Below are 13,577 nucleotides of genomic sequence, written 5' to 3'. Positions count from 1 at the left end.
CGGTCGGCCGTCGTTCCCGTTCCGTCCCCTCGCTCGTCACGCCCGCTCCGTAGCGTGCCGGCATGCACTCCCCCGTCCGTGTCGTCGCGGTGATCCCCGCCCGCGCCGGCTCGAAAGGCATCCCCGGCAAGAACCTGGCCCCGATCGCCGGGCGCAGCCTGGTGGCCCGTGCGGTGCACGCGGCCCTCGCCGCCCCTCTCGTCGACGCCGTCTACGTGAGCACCGACGGAGAGGGCATCGCGGCCGAGGCGATCGCCGCCGGGGCGCAGACCATCGCGCGGCCCGCCGCGCTGTCCGGAGACACGGCGTCCTCCGAAGAGGCGCTGCTGCACGCCCTCGACGTACTGGACGAGCGTGGCGTGCGCCCGGAGGTGCTCCTCTTCCTGCAGGCGACCTCTCCGTTCATCGACCCGGCGGATCTCGGCCCCGCGGTCGCCCGGGTGCTCTCCGGCGAGGCCGATGTCGTGGTCGCCGCGGCCCCCTCGCACGCCTTCCTCTGGCGGATCGGCGACGACGGCGCGGCGGTCGCCGTCAACCACGACGCGGCCGTCCGCCCGCGCCGGCAGGATCGGGCCCCGGAATTCCGAGAGACCGGCGCGTTCTCTGCGCTGCGGGCCGACGGATTCCGCCGGGCGCGCCACCGCTTCTTCGGGCGCGTGGAACTGGCCGACGTCGACCCGCGGGGGGCGATCGACATCGACGATCCGACGGACCTGCTGGTCGCGACCGCCGTCGCCGCCGTGCTCGACCCGCTGCTCGACCCGGCACCCGACCCGGTGCCCGCGATCGACGTCGACGCCGTCGTGACCGACTTCGACGGCGTTCACACGGATGACCGCGCCGCGGTCGCCAGCGACGGCACCGAGACGGTCGTCGTCAACCGCCGCGACGGGATGGGCGTCCGGATGCTGCGGGAGGCCGGCGTCCCCCTGCTCATCCTCTCCACCGAGACCAACCCGGTCGTCGCGGCCCGCGCGGCGAAACTGCGCGTGGACGTGCTGCACGGCGTCGCCGACAAGGCGACGGCGCTGCGCCGCTGGTCCGCCGAGACCGGCATCGCCCTCGACCGCGTCGCCTACCTCGGCAACGACGTCAACGACCTGGGAGCGCTCGACGCGGTCGGCTGGCCCGTCGCCGTCGCCGACGCCCACCCCGCCGTCCTCGCCGCCGCCCGGCACGTCCTCACCCGCCGCGGCGGCGACGGCGCCGTGCGGGAACTCGCAGACCTCGTCCTCACCCACCGGAACGGAGCATCATGACCGTGCAGATCGGCCGCACCCCCATCGGCGGCGGCCACCCCGCCTACCTGATCGGCGAGATCGGCCTCAACCACAACGGCGACGTCGAGATCGCCAAGCAACTCGTCGACGTGGCCGCGGACGCCGGCATGCAGGCGGTGAAGTTCCAGAAGCGCACGCCCGAGATCTCCACCCCGGAGCACATGAAGGCGGTCCCGCGGAGCACCCCGTGGGGTGACATGAGCTATCTCGAGTACCGCTACCGGGTCGAGTTCGACCGCGACCAGTACATCGAGGTCGGCGACCACGCGACCCTGCGCGGCCTCGACTGGTTCGCCTCGCCCTGGGACGAGCCGGCGGTCGCGTTCCTGGAGGACCTCAACGTCGTCGCCTACAAGATCGCCTCGGCGTCGGTCACCGACCTCGGCCTCCTCTCGGCCGTCGCCGCGACCGGCAAGCCGGTGATCCTGTCGACCGGGATGTCGACGCTCGACCAGATCGACCGCGCCGTCGAGACCCTCGGAACCGACCGTCTCGTCATCCTGCACGCCACCTCCACCTATCCCCTCCCCGCCGAGGAGGCCAACCTCCGCACGATCGGCACACTCGCCGCCCGGTACCCCGGCATCCCGATCGGGTACTCCGGTCACGAACCCGGGCTGCAGATCTCGCTCGCCGCGGTCGCCCTCGGCGCCACCGCGGTGGAGCGCCACATCACCCTCGACAGGACGATGTGGGGGTCCGACCACGCGGCATCGCTCGAGCCGCACGGCGTCCGGACCCTCACCCGCGACATCCGCATCATCGAGACCGCCCTCGGCGACGGCGTCAAGCGCGTCTTCCCCGGCGAGCTGGCCCCGCTGTCCAAGCTGCGCCGGGTGGGTGCGTGAGGTGACCCGCCGCGTCCTCGGCGTCGTCGACACGGACTCCTTCGCCAAGTGGGGCGCTCACCTGCTCGCGGCGGCGCCGGAGGACTGGAGGCTGGAGCTGGTCCCGGTCGCGACCCCTACCGCCGCAAGCCGCGACCAGTTGCGCTCCGCCTTCCACGGCCTCGACGACCGGTTGTCCGCCCTCGCCGACGACCCGCCGACGGCCGTCCCGATGGACGCGATCGTCGACCGGGTGCGCACCGACCCGCCGGACGCGGTGCTGGTCGCGACGCTCGGACCGGTCGCGGAGCTGCTGATCGACCAGCTCCATCGCCGTGTGCGGGACCGCCCCGTGATCGTGACGGGCCTGCCCGGCATCTCCTACCCGGCCAAATGGAAGGGGCTGTTCCTCCGGGCACGCGCCGACCTCTTCGTCCTGCACAGCCGCCGGGAGGTGCGCGAGTACACCGCCCTCGCCGAGTCGGGCGGAGTCGAGCCGCACTTCGCACTCGCGACGCTGCCGTTCCTCCGCACCGATGGTCCGGCGCCCTCGGCGGAGGCCGGCACCCGATCGGCCACAGTCCGCCGCGACGCCGTCGTCTTCGCCGCACAGCCCAGCGTGCCCGCCGCGGAGGAGGACCGCCGGGCTCTCGTCGGCTGGCTGGCTGCGGCCGCCGCCGCCCACCCCGAGTGGCGCGTCGTGATCAAGACCCGTGCGGTCCGCGGCGAGCAGCAGACCCACCGCGAGACCCATCCCTACGCCGATCTGGTCCCGGAGGACGCCCCGGCGAACCTCACGGTGGAGACCGGGCCGATGGACGCGCATCTCGATCGAGCGCTCGCACTCGTCACGGTGAGCTCGACAGCGATGATCGAGGCCGTCGGCCGCGGCGTCCCCGTGCTGACGCTGACCGACTTCGGGGTCTCGCGCGCGCTCATCAACGAGGTCTTCGTCGGAAGCGGCACCGAGGGCACCGCCGCGGAGCTGGTCGCCGGCCGATTCGGGTCGGTGGATCCGCACTGGCGGGACGACAACTACTTCCACCCCGTCAGCGACGACGACTGGGCGCGACGGGTCGAACGGCTGATGGTCGCACGCGACGCCGCGAGGCTGGCCGATCGGCCCCCGGCTCGCCGCAACCGCGGCGGGGCGCTCCGCCGTGCCTGGGAGCGCAAGATCGCGCTCGGACCGCACGACCGCAGCGCGCTCGGCCGGGTGGCGCTGATCATCGGGACGCCGATCCGGGCCGGGAAACGGCTGGCCCGTCGGCTGCGCCCGGTCAGAGCGAACGCCGAGCCCGGGTCTGCTCCGCGCGCAGCGACAGCTCCGCCCCCTCCGGGTAGCCGACGTCCAGCAGCGTCAGACCGCGCGCCGGCATCACCTTGAACGCGTTGGTGCGCCGCTCCTCGTCGCGCAGCCCGACGAGGTCCCCCGGTTCGAGCTTGCCCTCGCCGACCTCCACGCACGCCCCCACCAGTGCCCGCACCATGCTGTGGCAGAAGGCGTCCGCGACGACCTCCCCGACGAGGACGCCGTCGGCGTCCCGCCGCCACGAGAAGGCCTGGAGCGTGCGGATCGTCGTCGCCCCCTCCCGCGCCTTGCAGTAGCTCGCGAAGTCGTGCAGACCGAGCAGACCGTGCGCGGCCATGTCCATCCTTGCCACGTCGAGCTCGGACGACACCCACGCGATGCGGTGGCGCTGCAGCGGATCGCGGAAGGAGTCTCGATCGGCGACCCGGTACTCGTAGCGCCGCCACAGCGCCGAGAACCGCGCGTCGAAACCGGCCGGCGCCTCGCTCGCCCGACGGATCACCACATCGGGGACAGGGCCGAGCACGCCGTTGATGCGGCGAGCCAGGGCCTCCCCGGCGGGCAGCGGCGGCCGCTTCCCGTGCGGCTTGCGCAGCACCGCCACCTGGGCGGCCGTCAAGTCGACATGCGCCACCTGCCCGACGGCATGGACCCCGGCGTCCGTCCGCCCCGCGACCGTGAGCGCCGGAGCGTCCCCGGCGCGGCGGAAGATGGTCGCCAGCGTCTCCTCCAGCACCCCCTGCACCGTGCGGAGGCCCGGCTGCCGGCCCCAGCCGTTGAAGTCGGTGCCCTGGTAGGCGATGTCCAGCCGATAGCGCGTCGACAGGTCGGTCATCCCTCGATTCTAGGGACGGCGGGAGGACGGCGGCGCGCCCGGCGGGGTGAGGCGACTGTCAGCCGCGATTGCTATCGTGGGCGCTTCCGTGCCCGCAGCGGCACGGCATTCTCCCGCCCCCGCCCCCGATCGCTTCAGAGACTGTCTTGCCACTTCTCACCGTCCGGCCCGCCGTGACCGTCCGACCCGATGCTCCCGCTCCACGGGCGGCGACGCCGGGCAGCGGTCCGTCGACTCCGTCGGCGATCCGCTACGCGGGACTCGACGGGCTGCGTGCGTTCGCGGTGGCGGTCGTGCTGGTCTACCACCTGTTCCCGGGCGTCCTCCCCGGCGGATTCATCGGCGTCGACGTCTTCTTCGTGATCAGCGGCTTCCTGATCACCAGCCTGCTGGTGCGGGAGCGTCGCGCGACCGGACGGATCGATCTGCGGCGCTTCTGGATACGACGCGCGCGCCGCCTGCTCCCCGCGATCGGGCTGCTCGTGATCGTCTGCTCGAGCGTCGCCTTCGCCCTCGGCGGCGACGTGCTGGTCGGGCTGCCGCGGCAGGTCCTCGGCGCCGTGACCTTCAGCGCCAACTGGCTCTCGGTGGCCGCCGACTCGAGCTACTTCGCTCAGGGCGCGCCCGAACTCTTCCGCAACCTCTGGTCGCTCGCGGTCGAGGAGCAGTTCTACCTGGTCTGGCCCCTCGTCCTGCTCGCGCTCGCCCTGCTGAAGCCGTGGTGGGCACGTTTCACCATCGTCCTGGCGGCGGCCGTGGGCTCGGCCGTCTGGATGGCCGTGCTCTACGTCCCCGGCGAGGACCCGACGCGTGTCTACTTCGGTTCCGACACCCACAGCTTCGGGCTCGCGCTCGGCGCCGCGCTCGCCCTCCTCGTGCTGCGCATGCGCCCGCTCGACCTCGACGCCGGCGAGAGCCGGTTCCAGACGTTCGTGCGCCGCTGGCTGCCGCCGCTCGGGGCGCTCTCGGTCGTGGGGCTGGTGGTCTGCGCGTACGCGATGACGTCCGACTCCGCGTTCACCTACCGCGGTGGTCTCGCCCTGGTGAGCCTGCTGAGCGCGATCGCGATCTGGGCCGCGATCACGCCCCGCTCCTCCCTCGGCCGCACGCTCGATCTCGCGCCGCTGCGATTCGTCGGCGCCCGCTCGTACGGCCTGTACCTGTGGCACTGGCCGGTCTTCGTCCTCGCGTGCGCGTTCGTGCCCGACGAGAACGAGCCGGTCGCCGCGCTGTTCGTCGGCCTGGGCTCGCTCGCCGTGACCGGCGCCGCGGCATCGCTGTCGTACCGCTACCTGGAGCAGCCCATCCGCACGCACGGACTGCGTGGAGCGTTCCGGCGGGCCCGCGTCCGCATGCGCCTCTCGCGGTCCACGCGGGTCGCCGGGATCGCGGGAACCGTGCTCGCCGCCGTCCTCGTGCTGCTCACCGTCGCGGCCATGGTCGTCGCGCCGACGGCCACGGCCGCCCAACGGATGATCGAGCAGGGGGCCGCATCGCTCCACGGCCCGGGCCCGGTGACCGCCACCGCGCCCGCCACCCCCGCGCCGTCGTCCGCCCACCGGCGCGTCCCCCCGGACCCGCACCCGATCGCGAAGGGTCCGGAGATCTCGGCGTTCGGCGACTCCGTCATGCTCGCCTCCGCACCGGCCCTGCAGGAGACGTATCCAGGGATCGCGGTCGACGCGGTCGTCTCCCGCCAGATGAGCAAGGCCCCGGAGATGATCGCGGCGGCCGCGTCCTCCGGGGAACTGCGCGACGTCGTCGTCCTCGGGCTCGGCACCAACGGATCCATCGCGGCGGACAGCCTGCAGGAGGTGCTCGATGCGATCGGGCCACGCCGTCACCTGGTGCTGGTGAACGTCCAGGCACCGCGCTCGTGGACGGACGGCGTCAACACGACCCTCGACGGCTTCGCCGCGGCGCACCCCGGGCGAGTGTTCGTCGCCGACTGGAAGAAGGCGATCGCCGAGCACCTGGACCTGCTCGCCGACGACCAGATCCACCCCGGGCACCGCGGCGGACTCGTCTACGCCGAGGCGCTGGGCGCGGCCTTGCACACCCTCGCCGAGCACTCCTCCGTCCGTCCCGCGAACCCCTGGGACAAGGCCGGGCCCCGCCCTCAGTAGGCGCGCACCAGGCCGGTCTCCCGGGTCGCTCCGACGAAGCCGAGCCGGGTGTACAGGCCCAGGGCGCCGGTCGGATTCTCCGCATCCACGTCGAGCGTCACCCGCTCCCAGCCCCGCTCGGCACACGCCGACAGCGTCGCAGCGAGGAGCGCGGGCGCGATCCGCCGGCCCCGATGCGCGCGCGTCGTGCCGAGCATCGCCACGTACGCCCCGGTGAAGCCCTGCGATGTCCAGTCGTCCTCGTTCACCTGGCTCATCACCACACCGACGACCTCCTCGCCGTCGGTCCCCGGCGCGAGGGCGACGAAGGACAGGTCGGCGCGGAAGGTGCCGCCGAGGAAGGTCTCCCACTGCTCGTCGCTCATCGGCTGACTCCCCCAGTGGTCACCGAACGCTTCGTCGCGTGCACGATGCGCGGCCTCCGAGAGCGCGGGGGCGAACGGGACGACGCGCACGCCGTCCAGGGGGACGACCGTCGGCACGGGGGCGGCGAGATCCCGCTCCAGCCCCAGGAAGTAGCGGACGGGCTCCAGTCCGCCCGCCCTCAGCAGGTTCTCGCGCCGGGGTGCGCGCTCGTCCGCATAGCCGACCAGCCAGCCCGGCAGACGTTCAGTGGAGGCGGCGAGCTTCTGCTCGCCACGCGCGAGCTGCCACGCGAGCAGCTCGCGTCCGATCCCGCGCCCGGCGAACTCCGGATGAACTCCCCCGTTCAGGAACTCCCGCACCAGCGTCTCTTTGCCCGGCGGCTCGACGACGACGCCGACGGCGACGACGCGACCGTCCGCGGTCTCGGCGAGCAGCGAATCGTGCTCCAGGTCCACGAAGCTGTAGCCCAGCTCCTCCGCGACCTCCTCGCGCGTGGCGAGGTAGTTCGGGTGCTCCAGGGCGTCCGCCGCGCGCACGACCTCCCACACGGCATCGACGTCCTCCCGGGTCGCCGGACGCCAGCGGGCGATCAAGGGATGCCGCGGCGTGTACGTCGGTGGTGCGGTCACCCGTTCGTTCAGCGGAGGCAGGTCCTCGTCGATGCGATCCATCCTGTCAGCCTACAAAGCGGAAGACCCCGCCTCCCAGAGGGATGCGGGGTCTTCCGTACGGGGTGCGAGAGACTTACGCCTTCTCGGCCTCCGCCTCGGCGGTGGTCTCCTCGGCGGCCTCGGCGTCGGCGGTCGACGCCTCGACGACCTCGGCCTCGGCGGCCGCGGTCTCCTCGGTGGCGACGTCCTCGGCCGGGGTCTCCTCGACCGGGGCCTCCTCGGCCGGAGCGGCCTTCGGGGCGGCGGCCTTCGAGGACTTGGCCGGCTTCGCCTTCGGGGCGACGGGCTCGAGCACGAGCTCGATCTGCGCCATGGGCGCGTTGTCACCCTTGCGGTAGCCGAGCTTGGTGATGCGGGTGTAGCCGCCCTCACGCTCGGCGACCAGCGGCGCGATCTCGGTGAAGAGCTCGTGGACCACGGACTTGTCGCCGATCACGGCGAGCACCCGACGACGCGCGTGCAGGTCGCCACGCTTCGCGAACGTGATGAGCCGCTCGGCGTAGGGACGCAGGCGCTTCGCCTTGGTCTCGGTGGTCTTGATGCTCTTGTGCGTGAACAGCGCGGCAGCCAGGTTGGCGAGCATGAGGCGCTCGTGCGCGGGACCGCCTCCGAGGCGGGGGCCCTTGGTGGGCTTAGGCATGATCGGTTATCTCCAGTTGTGAAACGTCGAAAGGCTTGTCGGGAACGCCGAGGCCTCAGATGGTGGTCTCGTCCTCTTCGTACCCGCTGTAGAAGTGGGCGCCGTCGAACCCGGGGACCGAGTCCTTCAGCGACAGGCCCATCTCCGTCAGCTTGTCCTTGACCTCATCCACCGACTTCTGACCGAAGTTGCGGATGTTCATGAGCTGCGTCTCCGACAGCGAGACGAGCTCGCTCACGGTGTTGATGCCCTCGCGCTTGAGGCAGTTGTACGAACGGACCGACAGGTCGAGGTCCTCGATCGGCATCGAGAGCTCGGAGCTGAGGACCTGGTCGACCGGCGCGGGGCCGATCTCGATGCCCTCGGCCGCGCTGTTGAGCTCGCGCGCCAGACCGAACAGCTCGACCAGCGTGCGCCCGGCGGACGCGATCGCGTCGCGCGGCGTGATCGCCGGCTTGCTCTCGACGTCGACCACGAGGCGGTCGAAGTCGGTGCGCTCGCCCGCACGGGTCGCCTCGACACGGTAGGTGACCTTGAGGACCGGCGAGTAGATCGAGTCGATCGGGATCTGGCCCGCCTCGCTGTACTCGTTGCGGTTCTGCTGGGCCGACACGTAGCCGCGGCCACGCTCGATGGTGAGCTCGACCTCGAACTTCGCCTTGTCGTTGAGGGTCGCGATGACCAGCTCGGGGTTGTGGATCTCCACGCCCGCCGGAGCCGAGATGTCGGCAGCGGTGACCTGACCGGCGCCCGTCTTGCGCAGGTAGGCGGTGATCGGCTCGTCGTGCTCGCTCGACACCACGAGACCCTTGATGTTCAGGATGATCTCGGTGACGTCTTCCTTCACACCCGGGACGGTGCTGAACTCGTGCAGCACACCGTCGATACGGATGCTGGTGACGGCGGCACCGGGGATGGACGAGAGCAGGGTGCGACGAAGCGAGTTGCCGAGGGTGTAACCGAAGCCGGGCTCCAGGGGCTCGATGACGAACCGCGAGCGGAACTCGGAGATGTTCTCTTCGGTGAGCGTAGGACGCTGTGCAATGAGCACTGTTGATTCCTTTCGGCTAAGTGTCCGCTATATGACACTTGCGTTGAGTGAGGTGGGGTTCGTCACGCCGTCAGGCGGCGGCCCGGGCGGACCGCCGCCTGACGGGCGACGTGAAGAGAACTAGACGCGACGACGCTTGGGCGGGCGGCAACCGTTGTGCGCCTGCGGGGTGACGTCGTTGATCGAGCCCACCTCGAGGCCGGCGGCCTGGAGCGAGCGGATCGCCGTCTCGCGTCCGGAGCCCGGGCCCTTGACGAAGACGTCGACCTTCTTCATCCCGTGCTCCTGCGCCTGGCGGGCGGCCGACTCGGCGGCCAGCTGCGCGGCGAACGGGGTCGACTTGCGCGAGCCCTTGAACCCGACGCCGCCGGAGGAAGCCCAGCTGATGACCGCACCGGTGGTGTCGGTGATCGAGACGATCGTGTTGTTGAAGGTGCTCTTGATGTGGGCCTGGCCCACAGCGATGTTCTTCTTTTCCTTTTTGCGCGGCTTGCGAGCGGCCGACTTGGGTGCTGCCATTTTTTCTCCTGAATCCTAGAGCGTGGGGCCGCGGGCCTTAGCGCGCCTTCTTCTTGCCGGCCACGGTGCGCTTCGGGCCCTTGCGGGTACGAGCGTTCGTCTTGGTGCGCTGGCCGCGGACCGGGAGGCCCTTGCGGTGGCGGATACCCTCGTAGCTGCCGATCTCGACCTTGCGGCGGATGTCGGCCGCGACCTCGCGGCGGAGGTCACCCTCGACCTTGAAGTTGCCCTCGATGTAGTCGCGGAGTGCGACGAGCTGCTCGTCGGTCAGGTCCTTGACGCGGATGTCGCCCGAGATCTCGGTCTCGGCGAGCGTCTTGAGCGCACGCGTGCGCCCGACGCCGTAGATGTAGGTGAGTGCGACCTCCACACGCTTCTCGCGCGGGATGTCGACGCCTGCTAGACGTGCCATGTGTTGGCTTCTCCTGTGATGAGTGGAGGTCTGCAGCGATCCCGGTGCCCCGGCCTCCTCCGAGGGTGTCCCCCGCGCCGGCTGGCGGCGCGGGATCTGGGATCGCCTGTGTTCGTTGTTCGGTTATCGGCACTGCTCGCCGGAGCGAGCTGCGATCAGCCCTGGCGCTGCTTGTGGCGCGGGTTCTCGCAGATGACCATGACCCGTCCGTTGCGACGGATGACCTTGCACTTGTCGCAGATCTTCTTGACGGAAGGCTTGACCTTCATAGTGTTTCTTTACCTTTGTTCGCTGTCCTCGTACTCCACCAGGGGCTACCCGATGGTGGGGCCGTTACTTACAGCAGACCTTTACTTGTAGCGGTAGACGATCCGGCCGCGGGTCAGATCGTAGGGGCTCAGCTCCACGATCACGCGATCCTCAGGGAGGATGCGGATGTAGTGCTGGCGCATCTTGCCGGAGATGTGGGCAAGAACCTTGTGGCCGTTGGTCAGCTCGACGCGGAACATCGCGTTGGGCAGCGCTTCGACAACAGATCCTTCGATCTCGATGACACCGTCTTTTTTGGCCATAGCCTCACTGTCGCTAAAAGTAGTGGTTTGCTGGTCGTGCGTTGACTGGTGTCAGGCATGCGAAAAACGCGCCCAAGACACCAAGGATCAATCTTATGGGATGCTCACCCGTTTCGCCAACTCTGGGCTATCATCTGCGCCCGCTCTGAGCGAACGCACGTCAGGCGATGGGCGCGGGGGTGATTCCGAACGGTGCGAGACCGGCCGCTCCCCCGTCGGACGCGGTGAGCACCCAGATACCGCCGGAGTGGACCGCGACGCTGTGCTCCCAGTGAGCCGCGGCGGCGCCGTCCTCCGTGGCGACCGTCCAGCCGTCGTCCTTCACGTAGGTCTCCTGATCGCCGAGCACGACCATCGGCTCGATGGCGACGACGAGGCCCGGCTTGACCTCGGGCCCCTTCGCCCGCACCCGGTAGTTGAAGACCGGGGGCTCCTCGTGCATCCGGCGCCCGATCCCGTGCCCGATGTAATCGGTCAGGATGCCGTACTCGCCCTGGGACAGGATGTAGTCCTCGACCGCCTCGCCCACCTCGTTGAGGTGCCGGGCGGTCGCCAGCCGGGCGATGCCGTGCCACAGCGACTGCTCCGTGACGTCCGACAGTTTCTGCCGCTCGGCCACGACCTCGGGGCGAGCGGGGTCCGGCAGCACGAAGGTGCCGGCGGAGTCGCCGTTCCAGCCGTCGAGGATCGCGCCGCTGTCCACCGACAGGATGTCGCCGGGCTGCAGCACCCGTGCTCCGGGGATCCCGTGCACGACCTCGTCGTTGACCGACGCGCAGATCGTGTGGTGGTAGCCCTGCTCGAGTTTGAAGTTCGGCTTGCCGCCGGCCTCCTCGATCGCGCGCTCGGCGATCGCATCGAGCTCGAGCGTGGTCATGCCGGCGGCCACCGCCGACGCGACCGCATCCAGAGACGCCGATGTCGCCCGGCCCGGCGCCACCATCAGGCGGAGCTGGGCGGGCGACTTGTAGATCGACCGCTTGAAGACCATCGGTGCGGCTACGCCACCGGCTCGGAGATCGGCTCGATTCCCCGCTCGGCGAGGGCGGCGCGAACGCGGGAGGCGACCTCGTCGATCTCGCCGAGGCCGTCGACCTCGACCAGCAGGCCGCGCGAGTTGTAGACCTCGACGAGCGGCGACGTCTCCCGCAGGTAGACCTCCTGGCGGTGGCGGATCGCCTCCTCCGAGTCGTCCGCCCGGCCCTGCTCGAGTGCGCGCTTGGTCAGCCGCGCCACGATCTCGTCCTGGTCGGCGACCAGCTGGATCACGGCGTCGAGCTTCTGCCCCTGGGCGGCGAGCATGTCGTCCAGGTAGTCCACCTGGGCGAGGGTGCGCGGGTAGCCGTCGAGCAGGAACCCGTTCGCCGCGTCGTCCTCCGAGAGCCGGTCGGTGACCAGCTGATTCGTGAGGCTGTCCGGAACGTAGTCGCCCGCGTCCACGATCGCCTTGACCTGCGTGCCGAGCGGCGTCTCGTTCTTGATGTTGGCCCGGAAGATGTCGCCCGTCGAGATGTCGGGGATCCCATACGCGGTGGTGATGCGGGAGGCCTGCGTGCCCTTGCCCGCTCCGGGGGGTCCGACGATCAATAGACGGGTCAACGCAGAAGCCCTTCGTAGTGTCGCTGCTGGAGTTGCGAGTCGATCTGCTTGACCGTCTCGAGACCGACACCGACGATGATCAGGATGGACGTGCCGCCGAACATGAAGTTCTGACTCGCCCCGATCAACGCGAACGCGGCGAGCGGGATCAGTGCGATCAAACCCAGATAGATCGAGCCCGGCAGCGTCACGCGGGTGAGCACGTAGTCGAGGTACTCGGCGGTCGGGCGCCCTGCGCGGATGCCGGGGATGAAGCCGCCGTACTTCTTCATGTTGTCCGCGACCTCCTCCGGGTTGAAGGTGATCGCCACGTAGAAGTACGTGAAGCCCACGATCAGGAGGAAGTACAGGAGCATGTAGAGCGGGTGGTCGCCCTTGGTCAGGTAGTTCGTGATCCAGGTGACCCACGGCGCCGGGGCCTTGCCCGCGGCCGGCTGGTTGAACTGCGCGATCAGAGCGGGCAGGTACAGCAGCGACGAGGCGAAGATGACGGGCACGACGCCGGCCATGTTCACCTTGATCGGGATGTACGTGTTGTTGCCGCCGTACGTCCGCCTGCCCACCATACGCTTGGCGTACTGGACCGGGATGCGGCGCTGCGACTGCTCGACGAACACGACCGCCATCACGATGAGGAGGCCGATCGCGATCACGACCAGGAGGATCTCGATGCCCTGCGCCTGGGCGATGGCCCCGAGCGAGTTCGGGAACTGCGCGGCGATCGAGGTGAAGATGAGGAGCGACATGCCGTTGCCGATACCGCGCTCGGTGACGAGCTCGCCCATCCACATGATGAGGCCGGTGCCGGCGGTCATGGTCACGACCATGAGCATGATGGCGTACCACGAGTCGTCCGTGATGAGCTGCGTGCACTGCGAGACCGACGTGGTCCCGAACAGCGCGCCGGAGCGGGCGACGGTGATGAGGGTGGTCGACTGCAGCACACCGAGCGCGATGGTGAGGTAGCGCGTGTACTGCGTCAGCTTGGCCTGACCGGCCTGACCCTCCTTGTAGAGGGTCTCGAAGCGCGGGATGACCACGCGCAGGAGCTGGACGATGATCGACGCGGTGATGTACGGCATGATGCCGAGCGCGAAGACCGAGAGCTGGAGGAGAGCACCACCGGAGAAGAGGTTCACCAGGGAGTAGAGGCCCGAGGTGTCCTGGTTCGCGTTCAGGCAGGTCTGCACGTTGCCGAAGTCGACGAACGGCGCGGGGATGAACGAGCCCAGTCGGAAGAGGGCGATGATGCCCAGGGTGAAACCGATCTTCCGACGGAGGTCCGGTGTGCGGAAGATCCGCGCGACGGCGCTAAACAAAGTGCGTCCTGCTTTCCTGTAAGAGTCAGTCGGGTGGCCGGTCCCCCG

The 13,577-nt window shown here is 70.0% G+C and carries 15 protein-coding genes; 4 read left to right on the top strand and 11 right to left on the bottom strand.

Annotated elements, in window-relative coordinates:
* Positions 1–62 precede the first annotated feature (62 nt).
* The 3 genes from U870_RS0106645 to U870_RS0106635 are packed head-to-tail and all read left to right on the top strand — an operon-like array spanning position 63 to position 3,494.
* Positions 63–1,259 (top strand): acylneuraminate cytidylyltransferase, encoded by a 1,197-nt coding sequence (locus U870_RS0106645; protein ID WP_025156624.1) that lies wholly within the window; start codon positions 63–65, stop codon positions 1,257–1,259.
* Positions 1,256–2,128: an N-acetylneuraminate synthase family protein gene (locus tag U870_RS0106640; RefSeq protein WP_025156623.1), complete on the top strand. Its 873-nt coding sequence runs from the start codon at positions 1,256–1,258 to the stop codon at positions 2,126–2,128. The genes U870_RS0106645 and U870_RS0106640 overlap by 4 nt, the downstream gene beginning before the upstream one ends.
* Position 2,129: 1 nt before the next feature.
* The gene (locus U870_RS0106635; RefSeq protein ID WP_162819098.1) at positions 2,130–3,494 is read left to right on the top strand and encodes a DUF6716 putative glycosyltransferase; all 1,365 of its coding nucleotides are present in this window, start codon (positions 2,130–2,132) and stop codon (positions 3,492–3,494) included.
* Here U870_RS0106635 and truA read toward each other — a convergent pair.
* Positions 3,388–4,254 (bottom strand): tRNA pseudouridine(38-40) synthase TruA, encoded by an 867-nt coding sequence (gene truA, locus U870_RS0106630; RefSeq protein ID WP_025156621.1) that lies wholly within the window; start codon positions 4,252–4,254, stop codon positions 3,388–3,390. The genes U870_RS0106635 and truA overlap by 107 nt on opposite strands.
* Before the next feature lie 173 nt (positions 4,255–4,427).
* Here truA and U870_RS0106625 point away from each other — a divergent pair, with 173 nt between their 5' ends.
* On the top strand, positions 4,428–6,380 hold the full coding sequence (locus tag U870_RS0106625; protein ID WP_025156620.1) for an acyltransferase family protein: 1,953 nt from the start codon (positions 4,428–4,430) through the stop codon (positions 6,378–6,380).
* Here the strand turns inward: U870_RS0106625 and U870_RS0106620 are convergent.
* From U870_RS0106620 to secY, 10 genes are all read right to left on the bottom strand, one after another.
* A complete protein-coding gene (locus U870_RS0106620; protein WP_025156619.1) occupies positions 6,374–7,417 on the bottom strand; it encodes a GNAT family N-acetyltransferase in 1,044 nt (347 codons plus the stop codon). The two genes, U870_RS0106625 and U870_RS0106620, sit on opposite strands and share 7 nt — an antisense overlap.
* A gap of 73 nt (positions 7,418–7,490) precedes the next feature.
* Positions 7,491–8,057, bottom strand: a complete 567-nt coding sequence (rplQ, locus tag U870_RS0106615; RefSeq protein ID WP_025156618.1) for a 50S ribosomal protein L17 — start codon at positions 8,055–8,057, stop codon at positions 7,491–7,493.
* Between the two features lie 55 nt (positions 8,058–8,112).
* Positions 8,113–9,108, bottom strand: coding sequence for a DNA-directed RNA polymerase subunit alpha (locus U870_RS0106610; protein WP_025156617.1), 996 nt, complete (start codon positions 9,106–9,108; stop codon positions 8,113–8,115).
* Positions 9,109–9,228: 120 nt separating this feature from the next.
* Positions 9,229–9,627 (bottom strand): 30S ribosomal protein S11, encoded by a 399-nt coding sequence (rpsK, locus tag U870_RS0106605; protein WP_018191944.1) that lies wholly within the window; start codon positions 9,625–9,627, stop codon positions 9,229–9,231.
* A 37-nt stretch (positions 9,628–9,664) separates the two neighbouring features.
* Positions 9,665–10,039 (bottom strand): 30S ribosomal protein S13, encoded by a 375-nt coding sequence (gene rpsM / locus U870_RS0106600; protein WP_025156616.1) that lies wholly within the window; start codon positions 10,037–10,039, stop codon positions 9,665–9,667.
* 155 nt (positions 10,040–10,194) lie between these two features.
* Positions 10,195–10,308 carry a 50S ribosomal protein L36 gene (gene rpmJ, locus U870_RS0106595; RefSeq protein WP_021759549.1) on the bottom strand — a complete coding sequence of 38 codons (114 nt, stop codon included), beginning with the start codon at positions 10,306–10,308 and terminating at the stop codon, positions 10,195–10,197.
* A gap of 81 nt (positions 10,309–10,389) precedes the next feature.
* Complete coding sequence (infA, locus tag U870_RS0106590) at positions 10,390–10,611, bottom strand: translation initiation factor IF-1 (RefSeq protein WP_021759551.1); 222 nt, start codon at positions 10,609–10,611, stop codon at positions 10,390–10,392.
* Between the two features lie 160 nt (positions 10,612–10,771).
* Entirely contained in the window at positions 10,772–11,602 is an 831-nt protein-coding gene (gene map, locus U870_RS0106585; RefSeq protein ID WP_025156615.1) for a type I methionyl aminopeptidase, read from the bottom strand.
* Between the two features lie 8 nt (positions 11,603–11,610).
* Positions 11,611–12,210 (bottom strand): adenylate kinase, encoded by a 600-nt coding sequence (locus tag U870_RS0106580; RefSeq protein ID WP_025156614.1) that lies wholly within the window; start codon positions 12,208–12,210, stop codon positions 11,611–11,613.
* Positions 12,207–13,529 carry a preprotein translocase subunit SecY gene (secY, locus tag U870_RS0106575; protein ID WP_025156613.1) on the bottom strand — a complete coding sequence of 441 codons (1,323 nt, stop codon included), beginning with the start codon at positions 13,527–13,529 and terminating at the stop codon, positions 12,207–12,209. The genes U870_RS0106580 and secY overlap by 4 nt, the downstream gene beginning before the upstream one ends.
* Positions 13,530–13,577 lie beyond the last annotated feature (48 nt).

The organism is Leifsonia aquatica H1aii (assembly GCF_000633535.1).
Taxonomy (GTDB): domain Bacteria; phylum Actinomycetota; class Actinomycetes; order Actinomycetales; family Microbacteriaceae; genus Leifsonia; species Leifsonia aquatica_A.
This window is presented reverse-complemented; position numbering and strand designations above follow the sequence as displayed.

Bases quoted from the DNA above. Each gene is read 5' to 3' on its own strand.
- U870_RS0106645 (WP_025156624.1), top strand. From the start codon at position 63: ATGCACTCCCCCGTCCGTGTCGTCGCGGTGATCCCCGCCCGCGCCGGC.
- U870_RS0106640 (WP_025156623.1), top strand. From the start codon at position 1,256: ATGACCGTGCAGATCGGCCGCACCCCCATCGGCGGCGGCCACCCCGCC.
- truA (WP_025156621.1), bottom strand. From the start codon at position 4,254: ATGACCGACCTGTCGACGCGCTATCGGCTGGACATCGCCTACCAGGGC.
- U870_RS0106620 (WP_025156619.1), bottom strand. From the start codon at position 7,417: ATGGATCGCATCGACGAGGACCTGCCTCCGCTGAACGAACGGGTGACC.
- rplQ (WP_025156618.1), bottom strand. From the start codon at position 8,057: ATGCCTAAGCCCACCAAGGGCCCCCGCCTCGGAGGCGGTCCCGCGCAC.
- rpsK (WP_018191944.1), bottom strand. From the start codon at position 9,627: ATGGCAGCACCCAAGTCGGCCGCTCGCAAGCCGCGCAAAAAGGAAAAG.
- rpsM (WP_025156616.1), bottom strand. From the start codon at position 10,039: ATGGCACGTCTAGCAGGCGTCGACATCCCGCGCGAGAAGCGTGTGGAG.
- rpmJ (WP_021759549.1), bottom strand. From the start codon at position 10,308: ATGAAGGTCAAGCCTTCCGTCAAGAAGATCTGCGACAAGTGCAAGGTC.
- infA (WP_021759551.1), bottom strand. From the start codon at position 10,611: ATGGCCAAAAAAGACGGTGTCATCGAGATCGAAGGATCTGTTGTCGAA.
- map (WP_025156615.1), bottom strand. From the start codon at position 11,602: ATGGTCTTCAAGCGGTCGATCTACAAGTCGCCCGCCCAGCTCCGCCTG.